Origin of the sequence: Sphingomonas sp. Leaf28 (assembly GCF_001421685.1) — a bacterium.
In the GTDB taxonomy this organism is placed as follows: Bacteria; Pseudomonadota; Alphaproteobacteria; order Sphingomonadales; family Sphingomonadaceae; genus Sphingomonas; species Sphingomonas aurantiaca.
On sequence record NZ_LMKX01000007.1, the window covers coordinates 577,406 to 591,884 of the forward strand.

14 protein-coding genes are annotated in these 14,479 nt (G+C 66.4%); 8 read left to right on the forward strand and 6 right to left on the reverse strand.

Features of this window, described 5'->3' with window-relative positions; all coding sequences use genetic code 11:
- Positions 1–5: 5 nt before the first annotated feature.
- Together ASE79_RS09140 and rnd are read right to left on the reverse strand one after the other, a co-directional pair.
- A complete protein-coding gene (locus tag ASE79_RS09140) occupies positions 6–302 on the reverse strand; it encodes an I78 family peptidase inhibitor (RefSeq protein ID WP_056415003.1) in 297 nt (98 codons plus the stop codon).
- Positions 299–1,474 (reverse strand): ribonuclease D, encoded by a 1,176-nt coding sequence (gene rnd / locus ASE79_RS09145; protein ID WP_056415007.1) that lies wholly within the window; start codon positions 1,472–1,474, stop codon positions 299–301. The genes ASE79_RS09140 and rnd overlap by 4 nt, the downstream gene beginning before the upstream one ends.
- A gap of 91 nt (positions 1,475–1,565) precedes the next feature.
- On the opposite strand from rnd, the gene aspS reads away from it, so the two are divergent.
- A complete protein-coding gene (aspS, locus tag ASE79_RS09150) occupies positions 1,566–3,389 on the forward strand; it encodes an aspartate--tRNA ligase (protein ID WP_199860893.1) in 1,824 nt (607 codons plus the stop codon).
- A gap of 26 nt (positions 3,390–3,415) precedes the next feature.
- A complete protein-coding gene (locus tag ASE79_RS09155) occupies positions 3,416–4,192 on the forward strand; it encodes a polyphosphate kinase 2 family protein (RefSeq protein WP_056415010.1) in 777 nt (258 codons plus the stop codon).
- A 4-nt stretch (positions 4,193–4,196) separates the two neighbouring features.
- On the opposite strand, the gene ASE79_RS09160 is transcribed toward ASE79_RS09155, so the two are convergent.
- Positions 4,197–4,838: a carbonic anhydrase gene (locus tag ASE79_RS09160; RefSeq protein WP_234422885.1), complete on the reverse strand. Its 642-nt coding sequence runs from the start codon at positions 4,836–4,838 to the stop codon at positions 4,197–4,199.
- Positions 4,839–5,017: 179 nt separating this feature from the next.
- Between ASE79_RS09160 and lipA the strand changes: the two genes are divergently transcribed.
- Both lipA and ASE79_RS09170 read left to right on the forward strand, forming a co-directional pair.
- Positions 5,018–5,944: a lipoyl synthase gene (lipA, locus tag ASE79_RS09165; protein ID WP_056415016.1), complete on the forward strand. Its 927-nt coding sequence runs from the start codon at positions 5,018–5,020 to the stop codon at positions 5,942–5,944.
- On the forward strand, positions 5,944–6,417 hold the full coding sequence (locus ASE79_RS09170; RefSeq protein ID WP_056415018.1) for a type II toxin-antitoxin system RatA family toxin: 474 nt from the start codon (positions 5,944–5,946) through the stop codon (positions 6,415–6,417). The genes lipA and ASE79_RS09170 overlap by 1 nt, the downstream gene beginning before the upstream one ends.
- Here ASE79_RS09170 and ASE79_RS09175 read toward each other — a convergent pair.
- The 3 genes from ASE79_RS09175 to ASE79_RS09185 are packed head-to-tail and all read right to left on the reverse strand — an operon-like array spanning position 6,363 to position 8,562.
- On the reverse strand, positions 6,363–6,878 hold the full coding sequence (locus ASE79_RS09175) for a CinA family protein (protein WP_056415021.1): 516 nt from the start codon (positions 6,876–6,878) through the stop codon (positions 6,363–6,365). The genes ASE79_RS09170 and ASE79_RS09175 overlap by 55 nt on opposite strands.
- Positions 6,878–7,402, reverse strand: coding sequence for a hypothetical protein (locus ASE79_RS09180; RefSeq protein ID WP_056415024.1), 525 nt, complete (start codon positions 7,400–7,402; stop codon positions 6,878–6,880). The genes ASE79_RS09175 and ASE79_RS09180 overlap by 1 nt, the downstream gene beginning before the upstream one ends.
- Entirely contained in the window at positions 7,399–8,562 is a 1,164-nt protein-coding gene (locus ASE79_RS09185) for a bifunctional 2-C-methyl-D-erythritol 4-phosphate cytidylyltransferase/2-C-methyl-D-erythritol 2,4-cyclodiphosphate synthase (RefSeq protein WP_056415027.1), read from the reverse strand. Before ASE79_RS09185 ends, ASE79_RS09180 begins: the two co-directional genes overlap by 4 nt.
- A gap of 91 nt (positions 8,563–8,653) precedes the next feature.
- Between ASE79_RS09185 and dusB the strand changes: the two genes are divergently transcribed.
- Genes dusB through ASE79_RS09205 form a run of 4 tightly spaced genes read left to right on the forward strand, consistent with a single transcriptional unit; the run spans position 8,654 to position 14,477 of the window.
- Positions 8,654–9,652, forward strand: a complete 999-nt coding sequence (gene dusB, locus ASE79_RS09190; RefSeq protein ID WP_056415030.1) for a tRNA dihydrouridine synthase DusB — start codon at positions 8,654–8,656, stop codon at positions 9,650–9,652.
- Positions 9,639–10,703, forward strand: a complete 1,065-nt coding sequence (locus tag ASE79_RS09195) for a two-component system sensor histidine kinase NtrB (protein WP_235516828.1) — start codon at positions 9,639–9,641, stop codon at positions 10,701–10,703. The genes dusB and ASE79_RS09195 overlap by 14 nt, the downstream gene beginning before the upstream one ends.
- Positions 10,700–12,154 carry a nitrogen regulation protein NR(I) gene (gene ntrC, locus ASE79_RS09200; protein WP_056415036.1) on the forward strand — a complete coding sequence of 485 codons (1,455 nt, stop codon included), beginning with the start codon at positions 10,700–10,702 and terminating at the stop codon, positions 12,152–12,154. Before ASE79_RS09195 ends, ntrC begins: the two co-directional genes overlap by 4 nt.
- Positions 12,155–12,206: 52 nt before the next feature.
- Positions 12,207–14,477, forward strand: coding sequence for an ATP-binding protein (locus ASE79_RS09205; RefSeq protein ID WP_156359629.1), 2,271 nt, complete (start codon positions 12,207–12,209; stop codon positions 14,475–14,477).
- The last annotated feature ends 2 nt before the right edge of the window (positions 14,478–14,479 follow it).

The following is a 14,479-nucleotide window of genomic DNA, read 5'->3' on the forward strand; positions in this document are numbered from 1 at the left end:
CGCCCTCAGGCGCAGGTGAAGCGTTCGATCCGGCCCTTGGCATCGACATAGACATTCAACCGGTCGACGCGGAAATCTTTCGTCGTCGCGGTATTCGGCGCAATCCAGCGCAGCGTCCGTGCACCCGACCGCGTCTGCATCACGTCCGCCCGCGCATCGCTCGCGCGCTTGCCGACCAGATCGCCGAGCGAGTCCGCATTGCACGCGGCTTCGGTGGGGGCCGCAGCGGGAGCCTCGCCACGCATCTCGACCGGCGTGCACGCCGCGGACGCCAGCAGGGCGGCAACCAGAACGATCTTCATGCGGCATCCTCCGTACGCGTCATCTTGAGCTTTCCGCCGATCACCGCAAACGCCAGTCGGCCCTCGACCAGATCGAGCGCGTCGCGGCCGAACTGGTCGAACCGCCAGCCTTCGAGCATCGGCAACCCGACCCGAACGCCGGCGGCAAGCGCCTCCAGCTCATCGGTCCGCGCGAGCAATTTCGACGCGACGTCAATGTCTCGCGAGCGGATCTTCAGCAGCAGCTTGAGAAGGTCCGCGACGAGCGACCCCTCCTTGCCGAGCCCGGGCTTGCGATCGTCGCGCGGCGGCAGTTCGTCTTCGCCGAGCGGTTGCGCACCCTCGATCGCCGCCATCAGCCGGCCGCCAATGTCGTTCCCCGCCCAGCTCGCCGACAAGCCGCGCACGCGGGCGAGATCGGCCTGCTTCTTGGGCGGATGGCCCGCCATGTCGCCGAGGGTCTCGTCCTTGACGATCCGCCCGCGCGGCAGGTCCTTCGCCTGCGCCTCCAGTTCGCGCCACCGCGCCAGCGCCTTCAGGCGGCCCAGCACCTCGGGCTTGCGGCCCGAAATTCGCACGCGCTTCCACGCCAGATCGGGATCGTTCGCATAATTGGCGATGTCGCCAAGCCGCTCCATCTCCTGGTCGAGCCACACGCCGCGGCCGGTCTTGCGCAGCCTCTCGAGCATCTTGGGGAAGATCTTCGACAGATGCGTCACGTCGCCGATCGCATATTCGATCTGCCGCGCGTCGAGCGGGCGGCGCGCCCAGTCGGTGAAGCGCGCGCCCTTGTCGACCGCGATGCCCAGCCAGCTGTCGACGAGGTTGGAATAACCGATCTGCTCGCCCTGGCCGAGCGCCATCGCCGCGACCTGCGTGTCGAACAGCGGGAAGGGCGTCTTGCCCGTGAGGTTGTAGACGATCTCGATATCCTGCCCGCCGGCATGGACCACCTTCAGCACGTCGTGATTCTCGACGAGCAGATCGAGCAGCGGCTTGAGGTCGATGCCGGGGGCCATCGGGTCGATCGCCGCGGCTTCCTTGTCGTCGGCGATCTGGATCAGGCAGAGCTCCGGGTAATAGGTGCTCTCGCGCATGAATTCGGTGTCGACGCACACATAGTCGGCGTCGGCCATGCGCGCGCACAGATTGGCGAGCGTGGCACTGTCGGAGATAAGCGGGTGGATATGCATGGCGTTTCCATAGCGAGGGTCGTCCGGGTTGACAAAGGCGGGTGAGGAAGGGAAGCGCGAGACACCTGTTTATCGTCCGAGAAGACCCATCATGCACGCCTATCGCACCCATAACTGCGCCGCCCTCCGCCCCGAACAGGTCGGCGAGGAGGTCCGCGTGTCGGGCTGGGTCCACAAGAAGCGCGATCACGGCGACCTCGTCTTCATCGATCTGCGCGATCACTACGGCATCACGCAGATCGTCACCGACGTGTCCGGCCCCGTCTTCAAGGTCATCGAGGGCCTGAAGAGCGAGAGCGTCGTTACGATCACCGGCAAGGTGACTGCACGAGCACCCGAGGCGGTGAACCCGAACCTGCCGACCGGCGGGATCGAGATCCGCGCGACCGCCGCGACCGTCCAGTCAATGGCCGGCGAACTGCCGATGCCGGTCGCAGGCGAGGCCGAATATCCCGAGGATATCCGCCTGCGCTATCGCTACCTCGACCTGCGTCGCGAGCGTCTCCACGCGAACATCATGCTGCGCTCGAAGGTCATCACCTCGCTGCGCAACCGCATGAACGATCAGGGCTTCACCGAATTCCAGACGCCGATCCTGACCGCGTCGTCGCCGGAGGGCGCGCGCGACTATCTGGTGCCGAGCCGCGTGCATCCGGGCAAGTTCTACGCGCTCCCGCAAGCGCCGCAGATGTTCAAGCAGCTGCTGATGGTGGCGGGATTCGACCGCTATTTCCAGATCGCGCCCTGCTTCCGCGACGAGGACGCGCGCGCCGATCGTTCGCCGGGTGAGTTCTACCAGCTCGATTTCGAGATGAGCTTCGTCACGCAGGACGACGTGTTCAACGCGATCGAGCCCGTCCTGCACGGCGTGTTCGAGGAGTTTGCCGATTGGCAGGGCAAGGGACGTCAGGTCTCGGCATTGCCGTTCAAGCGCATTCCCTACCGCGAATCGATGCTGAAGTACGGCAGCGACAAGCCCGATCTGCGCAACCCGATCCTGATCCACGATGTCGGCCACCACTTCGTCGATTCGGGCTTCGGCCTGTTCGCGGGCATCGTCGCCGGCGGTGACGTGGTCCGCGCGATCCCCGCGCCGAACACCGCCGAGAAGAGCCGCAAGTTCTTTACCGACATGAACGACTGGGCGCGCGCCGAGGGTCATGCCGGCCTCGGCTACATCACGCAGAAGAACGGTGAGCTCGGCGGTCCGATCGCCAAGAACCACGGCGAGGAAGCCACGCGCAAGCTGATCGCCGAGATGGGCCTCGGCCCCAACGACGGCATCTTCTTCGCCGCCGGCAAGGAACTCCCCGCCGCCAAGCTCGCCGGCGCCGCCCGCGCGCGGATCGGGGCGGATCTTGGCCTGATCGACGAGAACCGGTTCGAATTCTGCTGGATCGTCGACTTCCCGATGTTCGAATATGACGAGGACGCCAAGAAGGTCGACTTCAGCCACAACCCGTTCTCGATGCCGCAGGGCGAGATGGACGCGCTGGAGAACAAGGATCCGCTCGATATCCTGGCGTACCAGTACGACATCGTCTGCAACGGCGTCGAACTGTCGTCGGGTGCGATCCGGAACCATCGTCCGGAGATCATGTACAAGGCGTTCGAGATCGCGGGCTACACGCAGGCCGATGTCGACACGAACTTCGCGGGCATGATCAACGCGTTCAAGGTCGGCGCACCGCCGCATGGCGGCTCGGCACCGGGCATCGACCGGATGGTCATGCTGCTCGCGGGCGAGCCGAACATTCGCGAGGTCGTGCTGTTCCCGATGAACCAGAAGGCCGAGGATCTGATGATGGGCGCGCCGAGCCCGGTCAGCGCCAAGCAGCTGAAGGAACTCAACATCCGCCTGACCGTCGATGGTCCGAAGGATGCGACCAAGACGGTCGCACCCAACGCAGGATAATCGAAGCGAGTGACGGAGCGCAGCGCATGACGATACATCTCGACGACTACGAAGCCGGCGACTCGTATGACGGCAAGTACAAGCATGACCTTGCTGCGCTCCAGAAGCGGCTGGAGCATATCCAGGTCGCGCATATCGTCGGCGGCACGCGCGCGATCGTGATGTTCGAGGGTTGGGACGCGGCGGGCAAGGGCGGTATCATTCAGCGCCTGTCCGCCGAATGGGACCCCCGCAACTACAAGGTGTGGCCGATCTCGGCGCCCACCGCGGACGAGAAGGCGCATCATTTCCTGTGGCGCTTCTGGAACCGTCTGCCGGCGGACGGCCATATCGCTGTGTTCGATCGCAGCTGGTATGGTCGTGTGCTGGTGGAGCGCGTCGAAGGGTTTGCGAGCGAGGCCGAATGGCGCCACGGCTATGACGAGATCAACGCGTTCGAAGCGCAGCAGGTCGAGAGCGGCACGACGCTGATCAAGCTGTTCGTCCACACGACGCGGAAGGAACAGGACCGGCGCCTCAAGGCGCGGCTCGACGATCCGTGGAAGCACTGGAAGACCGGGCTCGACGATTATCACAACCGATCGCGCCGGAAGGACTATCTGGAGGCGATGGCGGAGATGTTCGCGCGCACCGATACCGCGACCGCGCCGTGGACCGTCATCGACGGCAACGACAAGAAGGCGGCCCGGATCGCAGCACTGACGCTGATCGCGGACCGCCTCGAAGCCGGCGTATCGATGGTGCCGCCACCGCTCGACCCGAAGGTCAAGCGCGTGGCGGAGAAGGCGTTAGGGCTTCGCTGACCCGTTAGGCTTTCGCGGATTTGGCCTCTGGCGCATCGGCCTGGATGAACTCGTCATCCGCGTTGAGCAGCAGCATCTGGCCCTTGTCGATGCCGAAATACGCGCCGCGGAGCGCCAGCGTACCGGCAGCCTCGGCCCTTCTGACGAACGGGAAGGTGCGGAGATTGGCGATCGAGGTGCGGACGGACTCGAGTTCCATCTCGCGACCGGCTTGGTCGCTGTCGCCATACTTGGCGATGACCTTCTCGCGCGCTCCGTCGAGCAGGCTGACCCAGTCGGACACGAAACCGCCGGCACCATGGTCCGCGTCGGCAAAGGCCTGCGTCAGCGCGGCCTTGCAGCCACCGCACTTCTCATGGCCCATCACGACGATCTCTTCGACCTTCAGCTGCGTGACGGCGAACTCGATCGCCGCCGACACGCCGTGATGGCCGCCACCGGTCTCGTAGGGCGGCACCAAGTTGGCGACGTTGCGGACGACGAACACTTCGCCGGGCAGCGTATCGAAGATCTGCGCCGGTTCGACGCGGCTGTCCGAGCAGGCGATGATCATCACCTTGGGGCTCTGGCCGTCCTGCAGCTCCTTCCAGCGCTCGCGCTGCTGCTCCCAGGGGCCGTCCTTGAAGCGGTGATAGCCTTCGATCATTTCCGGAAAGTGAGTGGGCACGGTTAGCCTTTCATGGACGATTGCATTGCAACATGACAAACTTGTCATGTTGCAACTGGTTCCCGGAGAAGTTTTTATCCTCGGCGAACGGTGATTCCAAGCCGACGACGCGATCGGCTGCCATTGTCTCAAGGGCAGGGCGGGGCTATCTGGCGTCCATGAACGACATGACCCCGATGGCTGCGCCGGTTCGTGCGCGCAAGCCCGACTGGATCCGCGTCAAGGCGCCGACCTCCGCTGGCTTTGCAAAGACCCGCGAGCTGATGCGATCCAAAAGCCTCACGACGGTGTGCGAAGAGGCGGCATGCCCTAACATCGGTGAATGCTGGTCGAAGAAGCATGCGACGGTCATGATCCTCGGCGATACCTGCACGCGGGCGTGCGCATTCTGCAACGTGAAGACGGGCATGCCGCGCGCGGTCGACCGGATGGAGCCGCAGAACGTTGCCGATGCGGCCGCGCAGATGGGGCTCAACCACATCGTCATCACCTCGGTCGATCGCGACGATCTTCCCGATGGCGGTGCATCGCAGTTCGTCAAGGTCATCCAGGCGATCCGCGCGTCGAACCCCACGACGACGATCGAGATCCTGACGCCCGACTTCCGCAACAAGGCGCAGGCCGCGATCGAGTCGATCGTCGAGGCGCGCCCGGACGTCTACAACCACAACCTAGAGACGGTGCCGCGGCTCTATCCGACGATACGCCCGGGCGCGCGCTATTATGCGTCGCTGCGGCTGCTCGAGAGCGTGAAGCGTCACGACCCGTCGATCTTCACCAAGTCGGGCGTGATGCTCGGGCTCGGCGAGGAGCGTCTGGAGATCCATCAGGTGATGGACGACATGCGCTGCGCCGACATCGATTTCCTGACGATGGGCCAGTATCTCCAGCCGACCCCGCGTCATGCGAAGGTCGCCGAGTTCGTGCCGCCCAAGGCGTTCGACGCCTATGCCTCGATCGCGCGCGCGAAGGGCTTCCTGCTGGTTGCCTCGTCGCCGCTGACCCGGTCGAGCTATCACGCTGGCGACGATTTCGAGCAGTTGCGTGCCAATCGCGACGCGAAGCTGGGCGTCGTGCGCATCTGATGCCGAAGCATTCGGAAACGCGTCATTTGCCGTATACGCCCGAGCAGATGTTCGACCTGGTGGCCGATGTCGGCCGCTACGCCGAATTCCTGCCTTGGGTCAGCGCCATGCGGGTGCGCTCGAACAGCGAAACCGAGACGCTCGCCGACATGATCGTCGGCTTCAAGGGCCTGCGCGAGACGTTCACGTCGCGCGTCCAGAAGGTCCGGCCGAGCGAACTCACCGTCGACTATGTCGATGGTCCGCTCAAATATCTGCGCAACGAATGGCATTTCCGGCCCGAGCCGCAGGGCTGCGCGGTCGATTTCACCGTCGACTTCGCGTTCAAGAACCGGATGTTCGAGATGATCGCCGGGCAGGTGTTCGGCGCGGCGCTGCGCAAGATGATCGGCGCGTTCGAGACGCGCGCCGCCGAACTTTACGGCGTCGACGCGTCGGGCAGCAAGAGTTCGAGCGCACACAGCGCGGCCTGAAGGCGGATTCCGCCACGGCCAAGGTCACCGAAATCCTTGCGATCGGCGTGGACGTCGGACGGATCGCCGCCCTTTTCTGCGCGGCCGAACACGACCGTGCCGACCGGTTTCTTGAGCGATCCGCCACCGGGGCCGGCGACGCCGGTGATCGCGACGGCGATATCTGCGCCGGACTGTTTGAGCGCGGCCTGCGCCATGCTCCAGGCGACCGCGATCGACACCGCGCCGAACGTGTCGAGCACGTCCGAGCTGATCTTTAGCATGCCGAGCTTGGCGTCGTTCGAATAGGTGACGAAGCCGACTTCGAACACGTCCGACGATCCGGGGATCTCGGTGAGCGCCGCGGCGACCAGCCCGCCGGTGCAGCTCTCGGCGACCGCGACGCGGCGCCCGATCGCGCGGTTCCGGTCGATGACCTTGCGCGCGGCGTCGACCAGTTCGGCGGGAAGGATGGTATCCATCAGCGAGTCTCCACCGGGCACAAGGGCAGTGAGGCGACCGAAATAGCACCCCCGCGCGCCTTTTGCGATTTGAGGTAGCGTAGCGTCTCGACGACGATCCCGGCCGTGTTGCGCGGGGGCAGCGGTTCGAGCAGCGTGACGAGCCGGTCGATCGTCGCGCAATCGCGCAGCGCGATCCGGCCGACGATCTGCGGCACGAGCAACGTCGTCAGTAGCGGGCGCGCGAAGTCCGAATCGAGCAGCGCATCGACAGCAGGGTCGCTGAGCTTGACGATCGCTGCGCGCGCCGCCGGCCATGCGCGCTCGGCTTCGGTCTCGTACCGCCCGATCAGCGCGCTCGATTGGCGCCGGATCAGGCTGGCCGAGGGGAGCTGCGCGGCACAGACGCGGCCCGTCTCGCGGATGATGTCGGGCATCGCGACCAAGGTCAGCGATTCGGCCTCGGGGCCGGTGATGCAGCGTGGTTGCGCCACTGCGGGACTGGCGAGGAGGGCGATCGCGACGAACGCGGCGGTGATCTTCATGCCGGAGCACCGGGGACGCGGACGGTCGCGACCGCCTGCGCGGCGATTCCCTCGCCGCGTCCGGTGAAGCCGAGTCGCTCGGTCGTGGTCGCCTTGACGCTGACTCGGTCGAGCGTGAGCCCGAGCAAATCGGCGATCCGTGCGGTCATCGCCGCGCGGTGCGGGCCGATCTTGGGCGCCTCGCACATGATCGTGAGGTCGACGAACTCGATCCGGCCGCGCTTCTCGGCGATCAGCTTGGCCGCGTGCTGGAGGAACTGGCCCGAGTCGGCGCCCTTCCACTGCGGATCGCTAGGCGGGAAATGCGTGCCGATATCGCCCGCCGCGATCGTGCCGAGCAGCGCGTCGGTCAGCGCATGGAGCGCGACGTCGGCGTCGCTATGCCCCGACAGGCCCTTGTCATGCGGGATCAGGATGCCGCCGAGCCAGAGCTCTTCGCCGGTTTCGAGCCGGTGGACGTCGAAGCCCATCGCAGTGCGGGTCTCGTACGAGCTATTGGCGGCGACACGCGCTTCGGCGGCCGCGAAATCTTCGGGGTGGGTGACTTTCTCGAGCATCGCCGAGCCCTGCACCAACGCGACGCCGACGCCAAGCCGTCGCACCATCTGCGCGTCGTCGGTCGCCTCTTCGTCCGCGGGCCAGACCGCATGGGCGGCGCGCAAGGCTTCGACGGCAAACGCCTGGGGAGTCTGCACGCGGTTGAGGTCCGCGCGCGGCACGATGTCGCCGAGCAGGACGCTGCCGCGCGCGAGCGTGTCGGTCACCGGGAGGACGGGAATGGCCGCATCCCTGGTCTTCAGGGCGGCGACGAGCGAATCGATGACGGCGGCAGAGAGGAAGGGGCGGGCCGCGTCGTGGACCAGCACGTGAGTCGCCTCGCCGACCGCTGCGACGCCGTTCGCGACCGACTCGCGGCGTGTGGCACCGCCGACGACGATCGTCGCGTCGCAGTCGAGTGCTTCGATCGCCATCCTCTGCTGTCCGGCAGCCACCACGACGATCGTCTCGGCGATCGCCGGGTGCGCGGCGAACGCGTCATGGGAATAGGCGATCATCGGTCGTCCGCCGATGCGTGCATATTGCTTGGGAACCGCGCCCCCGGCGCGCACGCCGGTTCCGGCGGCGACGATGATCGCGACGATACGCTGTCCGTGTGCCATCCCCGCGACCTAGCGGTTCATCCCGGCACTCGCCAGTCTTGCGGCACACCGCAGGGTGGGGTAGGGGGATGCCTCTTTTTCAGGCACATTCATGCGTAACTTGACCCCCATCCAGATCGGTCCCGTCCGGATCGAAAGCCCCGTCGTGCTCGCGCCGATGACTGGCGTCACCGACATGCCGTTCCGCACGCTGGTGCGGCGTTATGGCTCGGGCCTCAACGTGACCGAAATGGTCGCGAGCCAAGCGGCGATCCGCGAGACGCGCCAGTCGCTGCAGAAGGCGGCGTGGGACCGGCTCGAGGAACCGGTGTCGATGCAGCTCATCGGCTGCACGCCGTACGAGATGGGCGAGGCGGCCAAGCTCAGCCAGGATCGCGGCGCGGCGATCATCGACATCAATATGGGCTGTCCGGTACGCAAGGTCGTCAACGGCGATGCGGGGTCTGCGCTGATGCGCGACACCAAGCTCGCCAGCGCGATCATTGAGGCGACCGTGAAGGCGGTCGACGTCCCCGTGACTCTGAAAATGCGGATGGGCTGGTGCCACGACAGCCTCAACGCGCCCGATCTCGCGCGGATCGCCGAGGACCTCGGCATCAAGTTGATCACTGTTCATGGCCGCACGCGCAACCAGATGTACAAGGGCAGTGCGGACTGGGGCTTTGTCCGCAAGGTCAAGGACGCGGTGAGCGTTCCGGTGATCGTAAACGGCGACATCTGCACGATCGAGGACGCCGAGGCGGCGATGGACCAGTCGGGCGCGGACGGGCTGATGATCGGTCGCGGCGCCTATGGCCGGCCCTGGGTGCTGGGACAGGTGATGGAGTGGTTCGCCACCGGCCGCCGCATCGAGGATCCGTCGATCACCGAGCAATATGATGCGATCGCCGGCCATTACGAGGCGATGCTTGAGCATTACGGGACCGAGACCGGGGTCAACATGGCGCGCAAGCATATCGGCTGGTACACCAAGGGGCTCCCCGGTTCGGCCGAGTTCCGCAACAAGGTGAACCAGATCCCCGATCCCAAGCAGGTCAAGGCGATGCTGGCCGAGTTCTACGCTCCCTGGCGCGATCTTGCTGCCGCCTGACGCGCGTTCTCGTCTGCGGCCTGGCTTTGCGGAACTGTTCTCCGCTCTGCCGGTCGCGGTCGTCGTCGTCGATCCCGACCACCGCGTTGCGCATGCCAATGCGCTCGCCGAGCAACTGCTGAACCTCTCCGAGCGGCTCATGATCGGCCAGCCGCTCGACGCGATCATCCCGTCGCCCGACGATCCCCGCAACCGCGACGGTCACGGCCTGGCGGTCTACGACACCGAGATGTCCACCGCGCGCGGCGTGAAGATCCGCGTCGACTTCGCCGAGACGCAGATCGCTGATTATCCGGGCTGGCGGGCGATCACGCTGCACGCCGCCGCAACCTCGCGCCGTCTCGGCCACTCCGCGGACCGCGCAGCCGGAGCGAGGGCGGCCGTCGGGGCCGCGGCCATGCTCGCGCACGAAATCAAGAACCCGCTGTCGGGCATACGGGGTGCGGCGCAGTTGCTGGGCGCCGGCGAACTCACGACGCTGATCGTGACCGAGGTCGACCGGATCGCCGCGCTGATCGACCGGATGCAGGATTTCAGCGATACCCGTCCGCTGCCGCTCGCCAGCGAGAATATCTATCCGCTGCTCGGCCATGCGCGCCGGCTTGCGCTTGCCGGGTTCGCGCGCGGCATTTCGATCGAGGAGCGCTTCGATCCGTCGCTGCCGCCCGCGCAGATCAACCGCGATGCGCTGCTGCAGATCGTCATAAACCTGCTCAAGAACGCGCGCGAAGCCGTTCGAAACGAACGCGAACCGCGCATCGTCCTCACCACCGCCTACCGTCACGGCATCACCGTCAGCGCGGGGCCCGGCAAACCCCGTCTGCCGCTGCCGATCGAGATCTGCATCTTCGACAACGGTCCGGGTGCACCTGCCGACATCGCCGATCACCTGTTCGATCCGTTCGTCTCCGGCCGTCGCGAAGGGCAGGGGCTGGGCCTCGCGCTCGTCGACAAGCTGACCCGCGACATGGGCGGAATCGTCCAATACGCCAGAGAAGGTACGCCCGAAATGACCGCCCTGCGCCTGCTGCTCCCGCGAGCCGCGTCATGAGCACGGTCCTGGTCGTCGACGACGATGCCGCGATTCGCACCGTCGTCGCGCAGGCGTTGCGCCGTGCCGGGCATGACGTCACCTCGGCGGACAGCATCGCGCAACTCGAACGCGCCTTGGCCGTCTCGCTCCCCGATGTGATCGTGACCGACGTCGTGCTGCCCGATGGCGACGGGATCGATCACGTCCGCAGCGTGGCCGCGCGCTTTCCCCTGCTGCCGATCATCGTCCTGTCTGCGCAGAACACGCTGACCACCGCGGTCCGCGCGGCCGAGGTCGGCGCGTATGAATATTTGCCCAAGCCGTTCGACCTCGACGTGCTGACGCGCGCGGTCGCCGGTGCGCTCGCGCGCGGCGGGATGGTCGGCGAGGATGCGCTCGCCGACGAGGATCGTGCGCTGCCGCTGATCGGCCGGTCGGCGGCGATGCAGGACGTGTACCGGATCATCGCGCGCGTGGTTTCGAACGACCTGACCGTGCTGATCTCGGGCGAATCGGGCACCGGCAAGGAACTCGTCGCGCGCGCGATCCACGATCTCGGGCCGCGCAACGCCGCGCCGTTCGTCGCGATCAACATGGCCGCGATCCCGCGCGAACTGATCGAGGCCGAGCTGTTCGGGCACGAGCGCGGTGCGTTTACCGGCGCCGCGACGCGTAACGCCGGCCGCTTCGAACAGGCGGCGGGCGGCACGTTGTTTCTCGACGAGATCGGCGACATGCCGATGGAGGCGCAGACCCGGCTCCTCCGCGTGCTCCAGTCGGGCGAATTCACCAGCGTGGGTGGTGCGCGGACGATCCGCGTCGACGTCCGCATCGTCGCCGCGACCAATCGCGATCTGAACGCGCAGGTCGCGGCGGGGCAGTTTCGCGAAGACTTGTTCTACCGTCTCAACGTCGTGCCAATCGCGCTGCCGGCGTTGCGTGAGCGGCGTCAGGACATTGCGCTGCTCGCACGGCATTTCCTCGACCATGCCGCGATCCAGGGGCTGCCACGTCGGCAACTCGGCAGCGACGCACTCACCGAACTCGGCGCGCATGACTGGCCAGGCAACGTCCGCGAACTCGAGAATCTAATGCGACGGCTGGCGGTGCTCGCGCGCGACGAGGTGATCGGCGCGGACGCGATCCGGGCGATGATCGGGACGCAGGCGATCATCGGCGAACCGGTCGATATCGAGATCGGCCATGCGGTCCGCGCGATGATCGAACGGATCGCGCGCGACAATCCCGCCGCGCTCGACGACGGCACGCTGTACGACCGCGTCATCGGCGAGGTCGAACGCCCGCTGATCGAGGCGATGTTGGCGCGCCACGGCCAGAACCAGCTCCGCGCCGCGCGCGCGATGGGGATCAACCGCAACACGCTGCGCAAACGACTGGATACGCTGGGCATCGATATCGGCGGCACCGCGCTAGACGGTGATCGCGCGGAAGAACGAGAACGACGCTAATTCTGTCATTATGTGGTTTCCCGGCAACGGTTGACGTTGTATCGGGGCAACGATGATCGCTTCCGCGACGCTACCGATGGATGATGACGGGCCCGCGCACCGGTTCGCGGTGACGCCTGCGGTCGAGGGACTGGTGCTTGCGATCGCCGTGGCGATCGGCGTTACGAGCTATTTCATCATCACCGGCACCGATGCACCGCAACGGCTGCTCGCCCCGCCGCTGGTTGCGCTGCTGCTGGTGGCCAATCTCGTTCCCGGCATCGCGCTGCTGATGCTGCTCGGCCGGCGCGTTGCGATGCGGCGCGCGGCGCGGTCGCCGGTCGGCGGCGGCGGGCGGCTCCACGTCAGGCTCGTCGCGCTCTTTTCGATCGTCGCCGCGGTGCCGATGCTGCTCGTGACGATCTTCGCGTCGCTGCTGTTCCAATATGGCGTCCAGTTCTGGTATTCCGACCAGGCACGTGGGATGCTCGAGAACGCCACCGCGCTCGCACAATCCTCCTATGCGCGCCAGCTCAGCCGGTGGGAGGAGGCGACCGTGACGATGGCCGCCGACATGTCGGGCTATCTGCGCGAGAAGTCGCTCGAGAGCCCCGATTTCTCCGGCTATTTCCTCCAGCAGGTCTATTATCGCAGCCTGTCCGAGGCGGCGTTGTTCAAGGTCACGCCGCAGAACGAGATCCAGACCTTCGCGGTGGTCGACCCCTACAAGATCGATTTCGCACGCCAGGTCACCCCCCAGTCGATCGCCCAGCTGCGCGCAGGCAAGTCGGCGGTGGTCGCGGTCACCGGCGACCGGATCCAGACCATCACGTTGCTCCCCGGCTCGGACGAGCTGTTCCTCTATGCCGGCCGCGTCGAGGACACGAAGCTGCTGTCCGGCCAGACGATCCGCGCGAACGAGGTGCTGACGAGCTACCGCTCGCTGCTCGCGCGATCGCGGAGCTTGCAGCTGCGGTTCAATGCCGCGTTGCTGGTGATCTCGTTGCTGATCGTCGGCGTGGCGGTGTGGATCGCGCTCGCGGTGGCCGATCGGCTCGTCCGGCCCGTCGGCGAACTCGTCGATGCCGCACGGCGTGTCGCCGGGGGCGACCTGACCGCGCGCGTTCCCGATCCGCGCAGCCGCGACGAGGTCGGCACGCTCGCCAACGCGTTCAACCAGATGACCGGCCAGCTCGAGGCGCAGAACACCGATCTCGTCACTGCGAACGGCCAGCTCGAGAATCGTCGCGCGCTGATCGAGGCGGTGATGGCGGGCGTTTCGGCGGGCGTCGTGGCGACGGGGCGCGAGCGGCGGATCACGATCGCCAACGAGTCCGCGGTGGCGTTGCTCGGTACCGATGCCGGCGGGCTGGTCGGGCGCAAGCTGGTCGATGTGGCGCCCGAGCTCGATGCGATGCTCGACGGCGGTGACCGCGAGGCGATCGTCGAGGTCGGGCAGGGCGGTGACGTCCGCACGCTGGCAGTGCGTATCGCGCGTCCCGCGACCGGACCGATCCTCACCTTCGACGACATCACGCAGCAATTGCTCGATCAGCGGCGCGCTGCCTGGTCCGACGTAGCCCGGCGGATCGCGCACGAGATCAAGAACCCGCTGACGCCGATCCAGCTCGCCGCCGAGCGCCTGCAACGCCGCTATGGCGCTAAGGCCGAGATGCAGGATGGGACGTTCTCGCGGCTGACCGACACGATCATCCGCCAGGTTGGCGACTTGCGCCGGATGGTCGACGAATTTTCCTCGTTCGCGCGGATGCCCAAGCCCGTCTTCCGCGAGGAATCGCTCGTCGACGCCGCCCGTCAGGCGCTTTTCCTGCACGAGGTGGCGCATCCCGCGATCGGCTTCCATCTCGCCAATGATGACCCCGCGCTGGCGCTGGTCTGCGACCGCCGACAGATCGGCCAAGCGTTGACGAACATCGTGAAGAACGCGGTCGAAGCTATTGATACGAAGGGCGAACCTGGTGGTTCGGTAACGATGACGCTCAGCCAGGAGCCGGGCCGCAGCGTGACGATCGCGGTGGCGGATACGGGCGTCGGCCTGCCCGCCGATCGCGATCGGATCATGGAGCCCTATGTCACGACGCGGGCGCGCGGGACTGGCCTCGGGCTTGCCATCGTCAAGAAGATCATTGAGGAACATTGCGGCACGATCGGGTTCTCCGATCGGCCGGGTGGCGGCACGATCGTCACGATGATCTTCGATACCAGGGCCTTGGCCGCACTCGACCAAGGCGGACTGGACCAGGGGGGGCTCGACTCACGAGGGGCGCTCGCCGAGGGGGCAGGGGACGGCCAACTCGCCACCATGACTCGCAACCGGACATGATT